We start from the raw sequence: 19,270 nt of genomic DNA on the forward strand, positions 1-19,270 counted from the left end.
ATTGGTGGGTTATAATCCAATTCGTGTATTCTTATGTTATATCGATTAGGAAGGTTTTCTAAATGTCGTCAATTTGGGATGGGGTTGTGATCGGTGCGGCTGGCGGTGCGATAGCCGGTATCACTGTATATTCAGTCCGGATGGCACACGAGTGGATTCGTGATCGGTTTGAAGGCAAGCGCGTTTATGAATGGGTTTTAGAGAATACGAAGAATGAGGATGGGAATCGCTTTTGTAGCACAAGAACAATTGCGAGCTGGAACAACCTTACGGAAGAGCGAGTGAGGTATCTCTGCAGCCAACACTCAAAAATCTTCCTATCCACAGGTGCCAACGAAGACATGTGGAGTCTGTATGAGCGGCAGGTCCAGCCTCGTGTACGCAGCCTTTAAGAAAAATCAATATAACCATTCGCTTAAGTGCGTTATGTTCTAAATGTAAGGAGTGCAAATTGTCATTTCTAGAACTGGTAGGCCTTGTTGCTTCATTTTTAAGTATCACTGGTGTGACCTTGAAAGGTTTGGCGAAAACACCATTTAAAAATGAAGTTACTGGTTATATCGCAGACCTCGAAACTAGAGCTGTTCTATGGGCTGAATTTGACCTTGAAGTAAAACAAGCTGTGATTTCTAGCATGGAAGATATATTGGCTAATTCCAGAAAATTGCTATCCACATGCTCTAGTGATCCTGAGCTAAAAAAAGTAATTCAAACTATAGTCAAGGCCACCAAAACTGAAGTTTCAAATATTTATAGCTACGATGATAGAACTAGAGAAGGTCAGTACAAAATATTTATGTCTTTGCAAAAGTTTCGAACGGAAATGGCTAAGGCGCTATCAACTCTTTGCGCAGCTCTGGGAATAGAACCTTCAAAAACCGAATTAAAGTCACTAATTATTAATATGGCCACGGTTAGGCCTAGAACATAACAAGGCGCTCAAGCAAGGACGCAACAAGAATGAATGGGGGCAGTGTACAATTGTCGCTCTAAGTGGAGTGAGTAGGTTTAAGTAGAAATAAATCATACTCTGACCCCAATTAGTGTCCATTATTAAGCCGCGCGTGTTGGCGGTGTTATATCTCAAAAATAGGATTATAGATGGATGAAATGTTAGCGACCTCGGAAGGCCTTAAAGAGGCCTTGTCACTAAGTGAGAGTATTATCAGCGATATTGAACTGAGTGCCAGATCATTAAGTAATGTTGCGTTAAAGGCGAGTCGGCTTGCCCGCTTAATAGGTCATTTTGATCACCAAAAAATCTTTCTTTATGAGGTGAGTGGGTATCCAACAACACCTAATGGAGTTGATTCAGAAACCTGGGCTCTTGCAAAAACAGCTGGACGTATAAATATACACAAAGACGATGAAGGTGTGCGCGAGACAGCGTCACTTGAATCGCTTGAACAGCTGCACTTCGACTTGCAGGCGGCAAAGGATAGTTTGGTTGTGGCTAAAGACGCTGATGTATCGTTAACCTCGGCAAATCCAAGCCAATATGTTTTAGCCCCGGCCGGCAATAAAATAGAGAGGAATGAATTACGGCGTAGTATTAGCAATAAGTCAAAATTCATTGCTAAGCGAAGAGCATTTATCTATGAATATGTGTCTTCAGTGCACTATGAGATTAAATATTCATCAATTTCAGATGATATCTTTTCAAGGATACGCTCAAAAGTTGATGAAAAGGTTGGTTACCTTATCCCTGATTCTGTGCAAAAGTTTTCTGCTGTATACGAAAATCTAAGATCTGAAAATACTGAAGATTGGTCTAATGCCGTTCATAGCTGTAGACGTATTCTTCAAGATGCAGCTAATGTGCTTTATCCGGCAAGAGAATCGAAAACTATCGAAGTTAATGGTAAAAAGAAAGAAATTAAACTTGGGGCAGACAATTATATAAATCGACTGATGGCATATGTTGAAGAAAACGTAACATCCAAAAGGTTTGAGGAGATTGTCGGTTCCCATATGAAATACCTTGGTGAACGACTTGATTCAATTTTTCAGGCTGCACAAAAGGGTTCACATGATGTGATTTCAACTCAGGATGAAGCTGATCGGTACGTAATTTATACTTATTTAGTGATTGGCGACATATTACAACTAAATGCCGAAGTTGAGCAGCGCGAGGCTAAATAAATGAATTCAACTAAATTCGAAATAAATGGGGTCAGAGTACAATTATTCCAAAACCCCAAAATGCGGCCTAAGCTGTAAAAGATATGCGAGTGTTATTTCAATAGTGGTGAATCCAGGGTGTTGGCGGGTGTGCCGATAAGGTCTTCTACAATGTCGTTTATCATGGGGAGGTCGATGTGCTTTTCTTTAATGAGCGCTCGGGTAAGGTCATCCAGAGATTTTTCGCCCTTGGTCTTGTCGCTTATTTCTTGCGCCAATGCTTCCAGCAAAATGACTGCGCGGGCGGTTTGTTGCCCTGTTGAGGAGCGGCCGCGTAGTTTGGTGATATCTTTACTCCAGTCAGCTAACCAGTCGAAAACACGTTCTCGTCTGTCTTCGCTCAAACCACCGCTACGGTAAAGGATTTCAATCGAGTAGTATTCAGCCAAGCCTTCCACCGCCCAGTCGTCGTTACCTTTATCGGTAATACCGGTTAGGGTGTGGAACAGTTCGTGTAGCAAGGTGCTAGTACCGTTTTCACTGACCATGGGGCGGTCGGCATGGAAAAATAGTGAGTTAGGGCCAGATAATCCACCGCGCCACATAGGATCGGGTGCGGTCACAATCAGTATTCTAGGGGGTAACTCACCCACCAATTCGCGAAGCTGCGGCCAATTCATCAGCATAAAGCTGACTAAATCCATACGTTCTACATCCATATTTTGAGGCGCGCTGATGGCGATGTGAGTGCCATTCAAATTCTCTCGGCGGGTGCCAAGTTTGCCCGCGATAAACCATCCGGTGGGGCGATCAAATCGGCGTTCTGGATTATCAATAATAAAGTGTCGATCGTCTTTTTCAGGCCAGCCACTGTTTACGCTGTTCCAATGTTGAGGCAATTCAAAGGTGAGGGTCGCCTTACTGTGGGCACCTGGCTTGGTGCGTACCGTGGCGGGCGGAATAAGGTCGTCGCCACGGAATATGGCAAAATCTTTTTGATAGATAGAGTCATACTCGCCGGGGGAGCGTTCATGATTCAGGTTCACTGTGTAACTCAGGCGAGCGTTTTTTTCCGGTGGCTGCCAAATAGCTCGGCCATCTTTTAGCACTAGCTCGCCATTGCCCTGAACCTTGCTATGAAATTCTTCGTCGAGGCGGAAATTAATACTATTGATCAGTTTGGTGTCGGGCAGGGTAATTTGCACCTCAGCCTGCTCAGTCTCAGGATTAATGGTGGCGTGGTATTGCAACTGGTACGTTTTTGGTTGCTTGGCCTTGGCGGTCATTACCGTTAGCAGGCACAATAAGATTAATACAAGCCCTGAGCGACATAACATGTACATAGATAGTTGGCCCCCTATGTATTGATTTTACGGAAAGCTGCGACGAACAGGGCTAAGGTTGCGTGATTTAGCGATCAGTATCTACAGCTAGGATCACATTTTTTGTTAAATAAAGTAAATTTGTTGTCACGGTATTGCTTTATTTTATGTTTCACACTGGTGCTAACTTAGTTAAGGCTAGTAGAAGATTTATTGATTGGTAATCTTCACTAGCACTTCGTTTTTACGCATAAAGGGTATAGACCAAGGAGTGTTGTACTTGGCTCTTATAAAGGGTGGAGCGATACTAATCTTCTCATTGTTTGCGTATGCGGATAGCTTTTCTTGATAGTTTTGCCAGTTACGCTCTGTCCAACGGCCTGAAAATGTTATCGCTAAAAATGTGTCTTTCTTGATTTGCTCAAGGATGACGCGTTCGTCATTGGGCTTTGGTAGATCGCTCTTACTTACTGCTTTAGGCATGACAAAGCTCACTTTATTAAGGCTGTCGGTCATGTTGCTTTCAAGCACTGGAGCCGTCATGCTCATTTCTTTATTGTTAGCATTACCACCAAAAATATAGTTTGCCAAAGGCTTAAAACCGACACTTCCTGCATCTTCAACAGTACTTTTAACGTACACAGAGGCTAGGTTGATATTGCTATATTCTCTAACTTCGATGGTTCCTTGCTTCGATAACACCTTATATTCAGGCTCTTCTGTGGCATTAACTTTCCAGCTGACGAGGGCAAAGAAAGCTAGCATGTACTTCACGTTTGTATTCACTTTGGTATCCGAGTTATTTATCACAGTACAGAAAATAGACTCTCGGTGGTGAAATTTTTGTGAGCATACAGCTATGCTATGTTGCAATAGTTTTGGCAAACATGTTAGGGCATAGTATATTCGATGAGCTTTTTAGGTATATTGAATAACTTTAAACGTCATGCTGAAAGCATCAATCAATAACCATAAATAACTTTGGGGGAAAATAGTGAACAATAAAAATCGATTAAACGTGGTGTTTCTCGTAACCAGCATTATTTGTTTCGTGGTAATGCTAATCAACGTAAATACATGGATTGGCCTTCAAAACTTCGGCTATCACTACGGTGGCTCTGGCGTGATTGATCCTATAGCAGGCTTTATGGAAGATATGCCATTTGTTGTGACCCTTCCAGTTAAAGGGGCGACATTAGTGTTTATTCTTGTCAGCCTCATCATACTGGCAATAATGTTTATCTTGGGTCTAAAAGGTAAGTCGCAATCCACAAATAAAGCTACTTTTAAGTCAGCAACGTTAATCTTCTCGGTCTATGCCTTTATCAATATATTGGTCTTGTTGGCGTATTTTCGTTGAGTCATAGTGGAATAAATAGGGTCAGAGTACATTTATTTTTAGATGATAGAACCTATGTGAGTTTGTAAGCCCCAAGTTTAAGCTTGGGGCTTTTTTTGTGGGCGCTGACTTTTCTAAATCTGTTTGTTAGAAAGCTTAACCGCTAAGTCTTGAGCGAAGCCGCACATGGTAAGGGTTGGGTTCCAGGAGCCTGAGGTGGGGAATATTCCTGCGCCGGTAACATAGACGTTGTTCACGCCGTGTGGGCGGTAGTCTAAACCAACCACAGAGCTTTCGGGATCTTCGCCTGCCCAGATTTGTGAGGCTTCATGGACGATGATGTTGAGGCGGATTTGGTCGACGGGTGGTTTGTCCGTGGTCCAATAGCCTTTGCTATCTGGGGTGTCGATCCAGTATTCGATCTCCGGTGTAGTGTCGTCAGACGTCGCTAACGCTGCGATGGTTTGGTAGGTGGCGGTGTCAAGTTGATCCCATAGGGCTTTTTCTTCATTGCCGAGAATTAATTGCAGCGAGATGTTGGTGGTTGGGTCTTTGCCTTTGTTGAGCTTGATCCAGTTGTCGCTATTCTTTTCGCTTATTTCCCCCAAGGTTGCGCAGACAAAGACGACGTAGTCTTCCGAGCCGATAAGTTGCTGCATGGTGGGTGCGGCGGCGGCATCGGGGCATTCGCGAGCGGTGGTGACTTTGTCTTGCTCAGGGTTGCTTTCGGCGAAGACGCTGGCTTGGACGTGATACTGGTATCCCGAGTCGTCTTTGCCGTCGAGATACACGGCACCGATTTCTAAGTCCGAGAGGTTTTTATAGGCGGAGCGTTTAACTCGGGCGGTGACGTGGGACATGAAGTGGCCAGTGTAGCGTTGGCCTGCGTTCGGGAGTTGGTCGCCGAAAGAGTTCATGAGCAGGGTTGCTGGCGGAATCGCGCCCATGGCAAGAATGATTTGGGCGCTGGATACGTTAAGCGTGCCGCGATCAGTGTCAATAGCGATGACGGTGCCTTTGTCGTCGTGTAGCAGTTCTTGCACCACACACTGGTCAACGATGGTAAGCTCGGTGCCTTTGCCTTCTTTAGCGAGTTGCTGCTGGCGCTGATGAATATTGAGTAGCGTGCCTACGGTTGAATACTTATAAAATTTAACGGTTTTCCACTCAGAATTGTCCACGGCGATGGGCGCGGGATAGGCGTTTTCAGCCGAGGGCACAAAGTCTTTGAAGTTCTTCGCAATATTTTGATCGAGCTGAGCTTGTAGGTTGGCGTAGACGCCATCGTTAATTTTGTCCATCGAGGTGACGTGTAGAAATTCTTTTGCTCGCGGCCAGAACTCAGGCTCCAGCGTGGTATCGACTAGGGATTGCGGCCAGTCACGCATTAAGTCTGGAGTCGGCGAAGGACTCCATGCACTCCAGTAAGTTGAACGACCGCCAACCACGGGAATGTAGCCTGCCTGAAAGAACTCTGGCGCTGTGGTGACCATTTCAGTGGTGCGTGACCAAGGATACGTCGTCGGTGGTGAGCCAGTTGTCGCGGCGAAAGCATCCGGAAGCATTTGGTAGTGCACGGGTAGCCAGAAGCCGCCACGTTCAAGCACTAAAATTTTCGCGCTGGGGTTTTCTTTGTAGATTTGATCGATAAAGGCCACGCCTGTTGGACCTGTGCCGATAACAATGTAGTCGTAGACTTGATTCACGATGGACTTCCAGTCGCACTTGGACGCGAAAAACGCCTTGCCCGCGATTTGGTCGGCGCTGGCGCCTTGCGGTCCGGGAACGGGATAGCCCTGACTTTCGCCTGCTGGCTCGGGATCGACTCCTTTGAAAAACTTACTGTAGTTAAACGTCATTCGATGATTCCTTCTATGCTATATGGTGTTGATGATTATTATTTTGCTAGCTTTAGAAGGGGGGTATGAATCGTTTTCTGCATCCCTTCAGAAAACTAGATTTTTTGAGTATAGCAACAGAAAAGTAAGATAAACAAAGAGTAATTCACTGTTCGGATTAGTCTAATGCAGAAGGGTATTAAATCGAGTGTTTTAGCCACCAATTAAAGCGTATAAGCCTTAATTGGTGGTGGTTTTAGCGAACGAGGACTACTGGCAAGAGTCTTTATGAACAACGCCAATCAGTTGAGAAGGTATCAGCATATCAACGTCGTCGCCTTCATCCGGTGCGCGCATGTCGTATTCACCTTTGACTTCAAACAGAAGCTTTTGCTTCGCTTCGTCTTTTAGCGCGAGGTAGGTTGCTTCCAGCTCGTAGTAGTTGCCTTCCTGAGCGACGGGGTAGGTTTGGTTGTTGCTACAGTCGGTGAAGGTGGCTTTGTCGGTGTCGTAGACGTATAAGCCTTTTTTGATTTCGGTGGTACCAGCCGTTGGTTCTTCTACTATTTCAGGTTGAGGTTCCGTTGTTTCAGAACTCTCAGAACTGACATCTGGGTCAGTCTGGGTCTGTTCTTGTTGTGTTGTTTCTTTGGTCGGTTGCTTCTGCGGTTTTTTGTCTTCAGAGCAGCCGTACAATGCGCCTAGCGCTAGAATCGTTATAAGACTTTTAGTTAATGTTTGAGAAATCGCCATGGTGAATTGCTCTTTATTCGCCTTTGTAAATTTTGATGGCTTGTTGGCCGTTACTGGTTTTCCAGCCGTGGTACATGCCTTCGGTGTTGAAACTTGCCATGATGTTGGCGCCTGCGTCTAAGCCGATAACGCCACCGTCACCGCCCATCTCGACTAACTTGTCATGAATCACTTCGTCAGCAGATTCTTGTATGCCTTGGCGCTTGTATTTAACTCGAGCGCAAATATCGTAGGTCACCGCGGCGCGGATAAAGTATTCGCCGTGGCCGGTGGCAGAAACACCGCAGTTTTTATCGGCGTAAGTGCCTGCACCAATCACTGGCGAGTCACCAATACGGCCGTAGCGTTTGTTGGTCATGCCGCCAGTTGAAGTCGCTGCGGCGATGTTACCGTCTTTGTCGAGGGCTACTGCGCCGACCGTACCAAACTTAGAGTTTTTGGCTTCGTCTTCAGAAAGCTCTGGCTTTTCTGGCGTGTGTTTTAAGACTTTTTCTAGTTGATCCCAACGGCGCTGAGTGAAGAAGTATTTTGTGTCGACCAGTTCAAAGCCTTGTTCTTTAGCAAATTCCTCAGCTCCCTCGCGAGACATCATAACGTGAACCGAGTCGGTACGAACTTTATCTGCTAATAAAATAGGGTTTTTGATATGACTGACGCCAGCTATAGCGCCTGCTGATAAGTCTTCGCTGTACATAATCGAGGCATCCAGCTCGTTAACGCCTTCATGGGTAAATACCGCGCCTTTACCAGCGTTAAACAACGGCGAGTCTTCCATGATGACGATGGAGGCTTTAACGGCGTCGATACTGTTGCCGCCTTGTTCTAGGACTTTGTATCCCGCTGCCAGCGCCTCATCCAGCTTCTCACGGTAAGCCTTTTCGGCTTCTGGCGTCATGTTCTTTTTAAGGATAGTGCCCGCGCCACCATGAATTACGAGCCCATAAGGGCGCTCAGGTTTTGTGGCTAATGCGCTAAAGCTTGCTGCTAGGAGAGCGGTCAACGTAAGTGTTTTAAGTAGTTTTGTCATAGTCGCCATCATTTAATTTTTTATTAAAGTTTTTATGTTCTATCACATGGTAGGCGTGTTGTTAACTCTGATCTGTGATGGTGCGCAGAATTGAACAAATTCTGCTTGATTTCAATGCGCATGAGAATTATTCTCATTTTGATGTTAAGTTTAACAGATTCATCACCAAACAATTATAAAGAAGGACAATCGAATGATAAATTACGTGATAAACGCATGGTTGGATAAGCGCCAGCCACACTTGGAACTGGTGGAGCAAAACAGTGGGCAGGTGGTTCGTCGGTGGCAAGGGCGTCGCTTACAGGAGCTGTTTAATTCAGGCCTGATCAGCTATCAAGAATTACAGACCAGTAGCCAGACGCAGCTGAAAAAGCTGGTAAAGGCTCTGATCTTAGAAGTTACTTGCGAAGAGCTGTGCGGTCGCTGCTTATACCAGAGCTAGTCGTCTTTAGATTGTTCTAGCTCAGCCACAAAATTCTCGTCAGCTTGCGCCAAATTAGCGCGATTGACTAGGTGACAAAACAGCTCAGCCGTTTTGGTCGCGTCATACAAAGCTGAGTGAGCTTCTTTCTGGCTAAACGTAATTTCCGCGCGTTTACAAGCTTGGGCTAAAACCGTGTGGCCTAGCATAAGCGCCGATAAGGATGCCGTATCGAAGCTGGTAAAAGGGTGGAACGGATTACGCTTAATATTAGCGCGTTCGGAAGCTGCGTTAAGGAAGCTTTGATCAAACCAGGCGTTATGCCCGACGAGAACACAACGGTTACAGTCGGCTTCTTTTTGTTCATTACGCAAATTTTTAAAGATAGACTTCAGGGCTTCTTCTTCGCTTACTGCGTTGCGTAACGGGTTCTCAGGGTCGATGCCTGTAAACTCTAACGCTCGTTGCTCAATATTAGCCCCTTCAAATGGCTCAACGTTGAAGTGGTAGCTTTTATTCACTTCCAGCTGCCCTTCGTCGTTATAGCGTGTGGTTACGGCGGCGATTTCGAGCAGAGCATCAGTCTGCGCATTAAAACCGCCCGTTTCAACATCCACAACCACTGGGTAAAAGCCTCGAAATCGATTGTTCAGGGGCAGGTTGAGCATTTAAAGTCCTTAAGCCTTTGTGTGGGCTACTGATCAGCTTTTAGCTTCCACTGAAGCATTTCGTCAGCACAGAATGGTACTAATTTATCATTACCAAGGCATAGGTGCTTTGGAACTTTCCATTCATCTTTAACTAACGTGATGGTTGCTTCATTTCGAGGCAAACCGTAGAAGTCTGGGCCATGGAAACTGGCGAAGGCTTCTAGACGATCAAGTTTATCCATCATCTCAAAGGCTTCCGCGTAAAGCTCAATCGCTGCATAAGCAGTGTAAACGCCAGCACAACCGCAAGCCGCTTCTTTCTTACTTTTAGCATGTGGCGCGCTGTCCGTGCCTAGGAAGAACTTTGGTGAGCCAGATGTTGCTGCGACTAACAATGCCGCTTGGTGTTCTTGGCGCTTGAGAATCGGTAAGCAATATAAGTGAGGGCGAATACCGCCAACCAACATGTCGTTACGGTTTAGTAGCAAGTGGTGCGCTGTAATCGTTGCTGCGACATTCGGGCCTTGTTCGTTAACAAAATCAACCGCATCTTTGGTCGTGATGTGCTCTAGCACCACTTTTAAGTTGGGAAATTTTTCGACCACAGGACGAAGCTTGGTGTCGATAAAGACTTTTTCGCGGTCGAAAATGTCGATGTCGGCATCCGTCACTTCACCGTGAATCAATAACGGCATGCCCAGCTCAGCCATCTTTTCAAACACCGGATAAGCGTTTTCGATGTCGGTTAGGCCTGAGTCTGAATTAGTGGTTGCGCCAGCAGGGTATAACTTACAAGCCTTAACAAAGCTACTCTCAACTGCGGCTTCGATATCTTCTGGGCTAGTGTTATCCGTCAGATACAAGGTCATCAGGGGCTCAAAGTCCATGCTTTCGGTGGTGTGGCGAAGAATGGCCTGACGATAATCATCGGCTTGTTCAACGTTCGTCACCGGCGGTACTAGGTTTGGCATGACGATAGCGCGAGCAAATTGCTTGGCAGCGTCTTTGACTGTGTGCTGCAAGGAAGCGCCAGAACGAAGGTGGATGTGCCAGTCGTCTGGACGAGTGATAGTCAATGTTTGCATAATAGTCTCTGCTGTGGCCTTTTTAGGCGGCAACCCCAGAAATTGAGGCGGTTGGTATCGGCAACGTCGTGTTTGGAGTGAGCACGGGTTTACCTGATACGCTTAATTGTGTTTAATGGCGCGGTATTATACGCAAGTCCTCGCAGTAACTAAACCCTGTAACTGTAAGAGGCTGTAACCAAAAAATGTCGGGAGGCTCCATGAGATTATTACACACCATGCTGCGTGTTGGTGATTTAGACAAATCCATTCAATTCTATAGCGGTATTATGGGGATGAAACTTCTTCGTAAGCATGATTATGAGTCTGGTCGTTTTACTTTGGCGTTCTTGGGTTACGGTGAGGAAAAAGATAATACTGTATTAGAGCTGACCCATAACTGGGATACCGACAGTTACGAAAAAGGCGAAGGCTTTGGGCATATCGCGATTGCGGTGGATGATGTGTATGCCGCTTGTGAAAAGATTCGTGACGCTGGTGGTACGATTGTGCGTGAACCAGGCCCGATGAAGCATGGAACGACTGTATTAGCCTTTGTAGAAGACCCCGATGGCTATAAAATCGAATTATTAGAAGATAAACATAACGCTTAATTGTTAGCGCTAAATAACTTTAAGAGAATATCATGAGCGAAGAGAACTCAGTGGAAAAAGTCGCTATGCCAAAAGGCGTAAAAAATGTATTGCTAATAAATCTTGTCATCATCGCCGTTGCTGCGTGGGCAATATTTAATATGTACACCGAAACGGGCGCCGAGATTTTAATCGCCTTCGCCACTTGGTCGCTACTGGGCACTTTAGTGTTTTGTGAAATTGTGCTGTTGAGCAAAATGCGAAAGGCCTGGGGGATGTTGAGAGCCTTGATTTATACCATTGCTTTACTGCAAGCGTTAACCACCATGGTGCTGACCAAAGACTTCTTATCCTTGTGGGGTGTGTTGGCGTTCTTTGGATCTTTGTTTGTGGTGATTTATTTGATTGGTTTACGTGGCTATTTGAACAGCGACGGCTTTAAGCGGTGGTTCGGAAGCTAAACTGTATGTGTTAACGAAAAGGAACTATGATGAAAAAACTATTAATGAGTTTGTTTTTGCTGGGTGTTGTGGGCATAGCATCGGCTTCAGATGATATATCTCAAAGCCATAAAAATGCTGCCCTTGAATTACTTTCAACCATGAAAATGGGGGAGCAATTTTCTGGGGCATTGGAAACGTCTATCGATGCGCAACTCAAAATGAACCCAAGTATGGCTCGTTACAGACAAACATTTTTGGACTTTTATGACCAATATGTCCGTTGGGAAGACGTGAAAGAGCGCTTTGCGATGTTGTATGCAAAAAACTTTACGCAATCTGAAATTGAAGATATCAATGACTTTTACTCAACTCAGACTGGTCAGAAAGTTGCTCTTTTAACCACTACGTTAATGGAAGAGGGGATGCGGTTAGGGGAGCAATTAGTTTTGGAAAATCAATCTGAGTTGGTTCGAATGATTCAAGAAGCTGATAAACAGTAAAGTCTTGTTTAGTGTTCTAAAACGTGGGGTAGGCCATAGAGGCTTACCCCATAATGATGAATAGCCTGATGGTATTAATAGTCTGATGGGTCGGTGGACATCAGTAGAGGCACGCTAAAAGTCACGCTCCCACCGACATTGATATCGACCTGTTGGTTTATATCGGAATTTCCGCTAGCACCACTTCCCACTGGGCTACCAGCAACACAGCTGGCGTTACTAGAGCTACAGCTCCAGTTACCGCTTAGACTAGAACCTGCAGGGAATATATCCGTAACATTGACGTCGGCTGCATTCATAGGACCATTGTTTGTCACGGTTATTTGATAGTTGACGATTTCACCTGGTGAGAAGTTGCCGCTGAGGTCGGTTTTATTGACCACAAGATCGACTTCTGTGTCCCAGCAAACATCCGAAAGGCCCATACGCTGCGAGTTAGGGTTTGAGCCCGCGTCATCGCCGGTGAAGTATTGCATGGTTACGGCGGTAACTTGGTCGTTTCCTGAGTCAAAATCTATATTACCATCATCACTGGTTGATGCAGCAGAAGCGCGCCCTTCCCAGCCATCGAAATAGCTTTCATTGTCCGCAATAACAGCGTTCCCTGCTAAAGTGATGTAAGTGGTTTGTTTGGCATTGGTTCCATCAACATCGATAGTAATGTTGTCATCCCAGCTACTTTGGTCGATGTCTAATACCGAAAACTCTAGGTTTCTTACGGGCGACGAAAAGGTCAGCACCAAAGTAACTCGTTCGTTAATGTTGACATTGTTATTATCGAAACTGACATTGAAGTAACCAGTATGGCCACCAAAAATATCATTTGGAAAAACGGCGTAAGTAGGAAAAGCGTCCGCACCGATGAAGTTGTCAGAGTAATCGAAGTTAACATCTAGTCCGTTAACCGTGTAGTTACTCGATAATCCTTCATCTTCCCAATTGAGACAGGTTCTGGCTTGCACAGAACTTGCGGTAAAAAACGCAACCAAAAAAAGTAATATTGGCTTAGTCATAGGGTAAACATTAAGTCAAATTTGACTTGATTGTAGTGAGTTTTTTGGGGTTATCAAGAATTTTCGTATTCGGGCCTAAAAAAACATTACAAAATCTAATCAAAGAGCATTGTTGCCATACTAAATATCCTGCGAATTTTGCTTGATTAAAAGCCCCGCCACGCTAGGATTAAGACACACCATTTGTAATGGTTTTGTCATGAACTCTTAATGCTTTGTTGTGCAGCAGCTGTGACGTTCTTGAGCAGCGCTTTATAACAAAGTCGCCTGTCATAAAGGAGGTAATCGATGGAGTTCCTCGATCCTGTACTCCTCGCGAGGATACAGTTTGCGTTTACAATAGCGTTTCATATTGTCTTTCCCGGCCTGTCCATTGGTCTTGCTGCGTATCTTGCCGTTCTTGAAGCCCTTTGGCTGAAAACCAATAAGAAAATTTATCTTACTGCCTTTAAGTACTGGTTAAAAATCTTCTCCATTATTTTTGGTATGGGCGTCGTATCAGGCGTCGTGATGAGTTATCAGATCGGCACTAACTGGAGTGTGTTCTCTGACAAAACCGGCCCGATTTTAGGGCCTTTGATGGGCTATGAAGTACTCTCAGCTTTTTTCCTTGAGGCGGGTTTCTTGGGCGTGATGCTGTTTGGTATGGATAAGGTGGGCAAAAAACTCCATTTCTTTGCAACTTTAATGGTTTCAATCGGTACCTTGATGTCAGCATTCTGGATTTTAAGTGTGAACAGTTGGATGCAAACGCCTACTGGCTATGCTTATAACGAAGTCGGACAGTTTATTGCGGAAGATTGGTTTGAGGTGGTCTTTAACCCGTCGTTCCCTTACCGATTAGCGCACATGGTTACAGCAGCCTTCTTAAGCTCGGCGTTTCTAGTCGGTGGTGTGGCGGCTTGGCATTTGCTAAAAGAGCGCAAAGAAAAAGGTAAGAATGAGGTTGCTCGCCTGATGTTCTCCATGGCAATGTGGATGGCGGCTATTGTCGCACCAATTCAGTTATTTATTGGTGACTTGCATGGCTTGAACACACTTGAACATCAGCCAGCCAAAGTTGCTGCAATGGAAGGTAACTATCAAACTCAAAAGGGCGCTCCGTTGATTTTGTTCGGTATCCCGAATGATGAAGAAGAACGAGTCGATTACGCGATTGAAATTCCAAAGATGGCGAGCTTTATCCTTACTCATGACATGGACGGTGAGCTTGTTGGTTTGGACCAATTTGCAAAAGAAGAACGCCCTAATACTAAGTGGGTGTTCTACAGTTTCCGCCTGATGGTCGCTATCGGTATGGGCATGATCGCCATCGGTATGTTTAGTCTGTTTTTACGTTGGCGAAAGAAACTTTATGACAATCGCTTCTTACTCAAAACAGCGGTGTGGTTCGCGCCATCGGGCGTGGTGGCAACCATTGCTGGCTGGATTGTCACTGAAGTAGGTCGTCAGCCGTATACCGTGTATGGTTTGCTCAGAACCTACGATTCCCACTCGCCGCTCGATGCGCCAGCGGTAGCTGCATCGCTCGCGATCTTTGTCGTCGTGTACATACTGGTGTTTGGTGCAGGTATTGTTTACACGCTACGCTTGATGAAGGTGCGTCCTGGAGACCGTGGTGAGCTATCGGAAGAGGAGAGTAAGGTGCCGTCATCAGTGACCTTATCGAATCGTTTGCCTCATGAGTCGAGCGATGTGAAAAACAACGAGGAGGATAAATCATGATTGATTATGCATTGATTTGGGCGGGGCTGATTGCCTTTGCAGTACTCGCTTACATTATCCTCGACGGCTTCGATCTTGGTATCGGCATCATGTTTCCCTTCATTAAAAAGAAGGAAGACAAAGAAACCGCGATGAACACTATCGCTCCAATTTGGGACGGTAACGAAACCTGGCTGGTGCTCGGCGGCGGCGGCTTATTTGCCGTATTTCCACTGGCTTATGCCATTATTTTACCCGCGCTTTATATGCCGATTATTTTGATGCTGTTAGGCTTGATATTCCGTGGTGTGGCTTTCGAGTTTCACTGGCGTGCACGAAAGTCACAACACCTGTGGGATAAAGGTTTTGCCATTGGGTCGTTGGTTGCCGCTTTATGCCAAGGTATCGCGCTAGGAGCGTTAGTACAAGGCATTACGGTCGAAAATCGAGCTTATGCTGGTGGCTGGTGGGATTGGCTAACGCCTTTCAGTATCACCACGGGTATTGCGCTGGTCGTTGGTTACGTTTTGCTAGGCTCGACTTGGCTCAACATGAAGACCACTGGTAGCTTACAAAAACAATCACGTGGTATTGCTAAAATCGCTGGCGTTGCGACGTTCGGCTTCATTGGACTGATTAGCTTATGGATGATCTTTATTGAGCAACAGTACCTACACCGTTGGTTTGATGCGCCCAATATTTATTACTTATTTGTCGTGCCTGTATTGGTGTTTATCGTTGGTGTAAGTTTATTTATTACGCTTAAAAGAAAGCGCGACGTTAGCCCATTCCTGTTATCCATTTCGTTATTCTTGCTCAGTTATATTGGCCTAGCAATTAGCCTTTTCCCCAACCTAGTGCCACCTTCAGTGAGTATCTGGGATGCCGCAGCTCCAGACTCTAGTTTGAAATTCCTGCTCGTAGGCTCAGCATTTTTGTTGCCGATTATTCTAGCTTACACCACGTATGCTTACTGGGTATTTAGAGGCAAAGTCAAAGAAGGGGAGGCGTATCATTAATGGTTAATGATAAAAATCACAAACAGGACGATAAGCACGAACACACTAACAAACCAGGGTGGAAGAAAGCGCTCTGGTTTGTTGGGCTGTGGTTAGCAGGAGTGATTGCGATTAGTATTATAGGGCTAATTGTAAAGTCGGTTTTAGGTTAATTTAGGTTTGTGGGTTTAAATGCTGCCTGGTTTCGACCATTGTTTTTCGATTGGTAGAGCGCTTGATCTGCACTTTCTATGATAGCGTTTTTGATATCATCAACGTTTAACGAAGCAAAACTACTATCAATCTGAAGGCTCGTTGCACCGACGCTGACAGTAACTATATTGCTGGTCGCAGAACTTTGATGTGGGATGTTTGCATCAATGATCGCTTGGTTAACGCGCTTAGCTTCCAGCAAGATTTCTTCCGGATTACTTTCCATTACAAGCACTACAAACTCTTCACCGCCATAACGGGCTACTAAATCGGTTGAGCGATTAAAGCACTCACTGATGCAGCTTGCGACCGTTTGAATACAGTGGTCTCCCTTTAAATGTCCATAAGTATCGTTGTAAGCTTTGAAGTGATCAATATCAAGCATTAACAAAGATAAAACTCCGTGATTCCGAAGAGCTCTATACAGCTCTTTTTCGAATACTTCATCGAAACGGCTTCTGTTATGAATTTGTGTTAGAGGATCAAGGCCTGATAGTTCTTTTAACTCCTTGTTTTTGCGCTCAAGCTCCTGCGCATATTTCTGAATACTGCTGGTCCTTTCTTCAACTTGGGCTTCGAGCTCAACGTAACGGCCATGTAAATTAACAAACTCTTTGGTGCGGAAGTGGTTTTTGTAAAAGTCGAGCGCAAAGTAGTAAAGTTTATTAAAGGTTCGGGTGATAATGTTGTGACTTTCAACATTGATTAAAAGTAATTGGTAAACAATATTCCGATTTTCAAAGTTGTTTGAAACCTTAACCTCTAAGATATACTTGCCAGCTGGCAGTGAGTTGAAGTCAATGCGGTTGCTACTGATGCTTTTAAACGGCTCATTGAAACCTAATAGTCGGTATTGGTAATGGCATGGTTCTTTGGCCCAATACCAACTACTGGACAGCCATATTTGTAAATCCCATTTGCCGGTTTTTAAGCTGAGTTTATTGTTACTGTATTCATGGTTACAAGAGCATGACAATGAAAATACGGTTGGAGTTGGAGGTTTCGTGCGACTCCTGACTGCTTCGTAATCAAGGTAAGCAATAAAATCGTTTAACCCACAAAGCAGAGTATTTTGTGATGCTCTTAATATGCTTCGGCTTGTTGTGAACTCCCAGAATGTTTCTGACGGGAAGTTGTCTAATAGAAACGTTTGTTCTTGTGTTGCCACATTGTATATTTTGAGGCCATCACTAGCAGCGGTAATCAACTTCTGGTTATCTGACCATAGGCAGGCCCAAGCGGCTACTGAGCTGTTACTCTTTATCACTGAAAGTTCGTGGTACCTTTCATCCAGAGTAAAGATAAAGTTATCTGCTGTGATAGCGATTTCGCCAGCGCTGTTTATATCGATACCATAGACGTTAGTGACGTCTTTACTTAACTTTATTCTTTCAAGTTTGTATGGCTCTTGGGTCTGACTTAGATGGGTTAATAGCCATAAACCTCTTCCCAATGTGCCCACTAAATAGCGATCGGCTGTTATTTCATAAATGGTATAAACATACCCTAGGGATAAGTTGTTGCTGTCAGTATACTGCTCGATATCATTTGAAGCATAATCAACACGGTAAAGCCCTGATATCGCTCCAAGTAACAGGCATTTCTGTGAAAAAAACAGGCAACGACATGGCCCTGTAATTTTAAAGTGTAGGCTTGTTATGTCGTTATTTGAGATGGTTATTAAGCCCTTGTGGGTCGCTGCCCATATTTTATTTTGAAAATACTGAACATCCCAAGCTGGATTTGAATTCAGCTCAGGAATGGTTGAGATGAGGGCTTTACGATTAATGTCAAAAAAGTAACTATGCTCAGAACCACCTACAAGGCAAATGTTGGGATTATCTGGATGTTGCCTCAAGGACAACACTGAATTCGAGTTGTTGTGTGACCATATATTAATATAATCAGCTAAACCGCTTACCTTGATCAGGCCCTTTCTTTCACTGGCAATCCAGAGGTTTGTATCGTCATCTATCTTTAAGTCATTGATAGTAACGTTATTGAGGATGTCGGTGGTCGATAGAATTAAATCTCTATCCAGCGATAGTCGAGTGAGCTTGTTTGCTGATGCCAAAAAGAAGTCATCTTTGTACAAGCAGGCAGTAGTAGGGTAATGCAGAGCTTCTGGTAATTCGACGCAATATAACAAGTTAAAGTCGTTATCGAGAACTAAAATTTCTGTTTCAAGCAGAACCCAGGAGTTAAATAAGCTTTTACCAATTCTGACTATATTTCTATCATCTAGGGTAACGTTTGTTAAGTAAGGTCTTAGTTTGCCATCTGAAAGTAGCCATAATCCAGAGGCTACGCTATGAATCAGGCAGTCGCCTGAGTCGTTGTTTATAAGATTAATGATTACTTCGTTTTCGAGGAAGTGATTCTTAAAGATTAATTCTTGATGATGATATTTATAAAGAACTAATCCCTTTGCCGTTGCCAGTAGATACTCGTTATCTTTATATTCTAATGCCTTTTGACACCAACCATAGCCTTGTTCTGTGGTGTCGATGCTAAATACTTTTTCTCCAGAAGGCGTAATAGCATCAAGTCCTTTGTCAGAGGAAACTAAGCCACCGAAACTGGCGCTGGAAGTACTTCTCAACCCATGAGTTAACAACCCTGAGGAGCGATCCATTAGCCGAAAGGTATCTCCATAATAAATAATCAAGCCATTCGGTGTGGAGATAAAAAGGATCTTATTTTTTATGGTGATGTGGTGTAACTGGTTAGTAGGAAGATCTTCAGAGCGCCCAATATACTCAATAATCGGGTGTGGAATTAAGGATAGGTTGCTTTTCTCTGAACGCTTCAATTATAAATTCCTACTTAGTTCAATACTACAAATAAAGGGTAAGTGAATATAACTTAACCTAATGTAACAAGTTTGACTAGCGATAACCTTTTAAATGCATTTTAGGTAATTTGTGCCGTGAGCGTACGGTAGAAATATTTAAACAAGCTATGGAGTAAGTCGTTACCTTGTTTAATGTCGGATGTTACGGTGGTAACATGATTTGTGCGATTATCCTAAATCGTAAACTTTTTATTAACTAGGCTTGTTTTACGTAAATTAGAAGTGATAAATCAACTCGTTGAAAAAGACATTGCATGTCCGTACTGCGGTGAGCTTATTACAGTTTTAATTGATAACTCAGTGCCGCATCAAGAATATATTGAGGACTGTCAGGTTTGCTGTCGGCCAATTGAATTTGAAGTTTGGGCTAATGAAGGGGATATTAGTATTCAAGTCAGTGCTGATCATTAAGAAATA

At 44.3% G+C, this 19,270-nt stretch carries 19 protein-coding genes; 10 read left to right on the plus strand and 9 right to left on the minus strand.

Annotation, left to right across the window (positions count from 1 at the left end; translation table 11 throughout):
* Positions 1–451 precede the first annotated feature (451 nt).
* Both TQ33_RS03605 and TQ33_RS11990 read left to right on the plus strand, forming a co-directional pair.
* Positions 452–931 (plus strand): hypothetical protein, encoded by a 480-nt coding sequence (locus TQ33_RS03605; RefSeq protein WP_046560854.1) that lies wholly within the window; start codon positions 452–454, stop codon positions 929–931.
* 170 nt (positions 932–1,101) lie between these two features.
* Entirely contained in the window at positions 1,102–2,142 is a 1,041-nt protein-coding gene (locus TQ33_RS11990) for an AbiTii domain-containing protein (protein ID WP_218915785.1), read from the plus strand.
* A 92-nt stretch (positions 2,143–2,234) separates the two neighbouring features.
* On the opposite strand, the gene TQ33_RS03615 is transcribed toward TQ33_RS11990, so the two are convergent.
* Both TQ33_RS03615 and TQ33_RS03620 read right to left on the minus strand, forming a co-directional pair.
* Positions 2,235–3,464 (minus strand): hypothetical protein, encoded by a 1,230-nt coding sequence (locus tag TQ33_RS03615; RefSeq protein WP_144405943.1) that lies wholly within the window; start codon positions 3,462–3,464, stop codon positions 2,235–2,237.
* 189 nt (positions 3,465–3,653) lie between these two features.
* A complete protein-coding gene (locus TQ33_RS03620) occupies positions 3,654–4,229 on the minus strand; it encodes an SOUL family heme-binding protein (RefSeq protein ID WP_144405944.1) in 576 nt (191 codons plus the stop codon).
* Between the two features lie 208 nt (positions 4,230–4,437).
* Here TQ33_RS03620 and TQ33_RS03625 point away from each other — a divergent pair, with 208 nt between their 5' ends.
* A complete protein-coding gene (locus TQ33_RS03625) occupies positions 4,438–4,803 on the plus strand; it encodes a hypothetical protein (RefSeq protein ID WP_046560856.1) in 366 nt (121 codons plus the stop codon).
* A gap of 113 nt (positions 4,804–4,916) precedes the next feature.
* Here TQ33_RS03625 and TQ33_RS03630 read toward each other — a convergent pair whose 3' ends face one another.
* The 3 genes from TQ33_RS03630 to TQ33_RS03640 all read right to left on the minus strand — a co-directional run bounded on the left by TQ33_RS03630 (position 4,917) and on the right by TQ33_RS03640 (position 8,400).
* Positions 4,917–6,641, minus strand: coding sequence for a GMC oxidoreductase (locus tag TQ33_RS03630; protein ID WP_046560857.1), 1,725 nt, complete (start codon positions 6,639–6,641; stop codon positions 4,917–4,919).
* Between the two features lie 249 nt (positions 6,642–6,890).
* Positions 6,891–7,373: a hypothetical protein gene (locus TQ33_RS03635; protein ID WP_046560858.1), complete on the minus strand. Its 483-nt coding sequence runs from the start codon at positions 7,371–7,373 to the stop codon at positions 6,891–6,893.
* A 13-nt stretch (positions 7,374–7,386) separates the two neighbouring features.
* Positions 7,387–8,400, minus strand: coding sequence for an isoaspartyl peptidase/L-asparaginase family protein (locus TQ33_RS03640; protein ID WP_046560859.1), 1,014 nt, complete (start codon positions 8,398–8,400; stop codon positions 7,387–7,389).
* A gap of 193 nt (positions 8,401–8,593) precedes the next feature.
* Between TQ33_RS03640 and TQ33_RS03645 the strand changes: the two genes are divergently transcribed.
* Entirely contained in the window at positions 8,594–8,842 is a 249-nt protein-coding gene (locus tag TQ33_RS03645) for a hypothetical protein (protein ID WP_228640371.1), read from the plus strand.
* Here the strand turns inward: TQ33_RS03645 and rnt are convergent.
* Positions 8,839–9,489 (minus strand): ribonuclease T, encoded by a 651-nt coding sequence (gene rnt / locus TQ33_RS03650; RefSeq protein ID WP_046560860.1) that lies wholly within the window; start codon positions 9,487–9,489, stop codon positions 8,839–8,841. The two genes, TQ33_RS03645 and rnt, sit on opposite strands and share 4 nt — an antisense overlap.
* A gap of 26 nt (positions 9,490–9,515) precedes the next feature.
* Positions 9,516–10,556 (minus strand): dihydroorotase, encoded by a 1,041-nt coding sequence (gene pyrC, locus TQ33_RS03655; protein ID WP_046560861.1) that lies wholly within the window; start codon positions 10,554–10,556, stop codon positions 9,516–9,518.
* A 200-nt stretch (positions 10,557–10,756) separates the two neighbouring features.
* Between pyrC and gloA the strand changes: the two genes are divergently transcribed.
* The 3 genes from gloA to TQ33_RS03670 are packed head-to-tail and all read left to right on the plus strand — an operon-like array spanning position 10,757 to position 12,071.
* The gene (gene gloA, locus TQ33_RS03660; protein ID WP_046560862.1) at positions 10,757–11,149 is read left to right on the plus strand and encodes a lactoylglutathione lyase; all 393 of its coding nucleotides are present in this window, start codon (positions 10,757–10,759) and stop codon (positions 11,147–11,149) included.
* Between the two features lie 32 nt (positions 11,150–11,181).
* Positions 11,182–11,589: a hypothetical protein gene (locus TQ33_RS03665; RefSeq protein ID WP_084616912.1), complete on the plus strand. Its 408-nt coding sequence runs from the start codon at positions 11,182–11,184 to the stop codon at positions 11,587–11,589.
* Positions 11,590–11,615: 26 nt separating this feature from the next.
* Positions 11,616–12,071 carry a DUF2059 domain-containing protein gene (locus TQ33_RS03670; protein ID WP_084616914.1) on the plus strand — a complete coding sequence of 152 codons (456 nt, stop codon included), beginning with the start codon at positions 11,616–11,618 and terminating at the stop codon, positions 12,069–12,071.
* Positions 12,072–12,145: 74 nt separating this feature from the next.
* Here the strand turns inward: TQ33_RS03670 and TQ33_RS03675 are convergent, their stop codons facing one another.
* A complete protein-coding gene (locus TQ33_RS03675; protein WP_046560864.1) occupies positions 12,146–13,084 on the minus strand; it encodes a DUF11 domain-containing protein in 939 nt (312 codons plus the stop codon).
* Between the two features lie 288 nt (positions 13,085–13,372).
* On the opposite strand from TQ33_RS03675, the gene TQ33_RS03680 reads away from it, so the two are divergent.
* The gene (locus tag TQ33_RS03680; protein ID WP_046560865.1) at positions 13,373–14,809 is read left to right on the plus strand and encodes a cytochrome ubiquinol oxidase subunit I; all 1,437 of its coding nucleotides are present in this window, start codon (positions 13,373–13,375) and stop codon (positions 14,807–14,809) included.
* Positions 14,803–15,807, plus strand: a complete 1,005-nt coding sequence (cydB, locus tag TQ33_RS03685; protein ID WP_179944376.1) for a cytochrome d ubiquinol oxidase subunit II — start codon at positions 14,803–14,805, stop codon at positions 15,805–15,807. The genes TQ33_RS03680 and cydB overlap by 7 nt, the downstream gene beginning before the upstream one ends.
* Positions 15,808–15,955: 148 nt before the next feature.
* Here the strand turns inward: cydB and TQ33_RS11615 are convergent, their stop codons facing one another.
* Complete coding sequence (locus TQ33_RS11615; protein ID WP_052735185.1) at positions 15,956–18,811, minus strand: ligand-binding sensor domain-containing diguanylate cyclase; 2,856 nt, start codon at positions 18,809–18,811, stop codon at positions 15,956–15,958.
* 267 nt (positions 18,812–19,078) lie between these two features.
* Between TQ33_RS11615 and TQ33_RS11755 the strand changes: the two genes are divergently transcribed.
* Complete coding sequence (locus tag TQ33_RS11755; protein ID WP_071841130.1) at positions 19,079–19,264, plus strand: CPXCG motif-containing cysteine-rich protein; 186 nt, start codon at positions 19,079–19,081, stop codon at positions 19,262–19,264.
* Positions 19,265–19,270: the final 6 nt, after the last annotated feature.

Source organism: Kangiella geojedonensis (genome assembly GCF_000981765.1).
GTDB classification, from domain to species: domain Bacteria; phylum Pseudomonadota; class Gammaproteobacteria; order Enterobacterales; family Kangiellaceae; genus Kangiella; species Kangiella geojedonensis.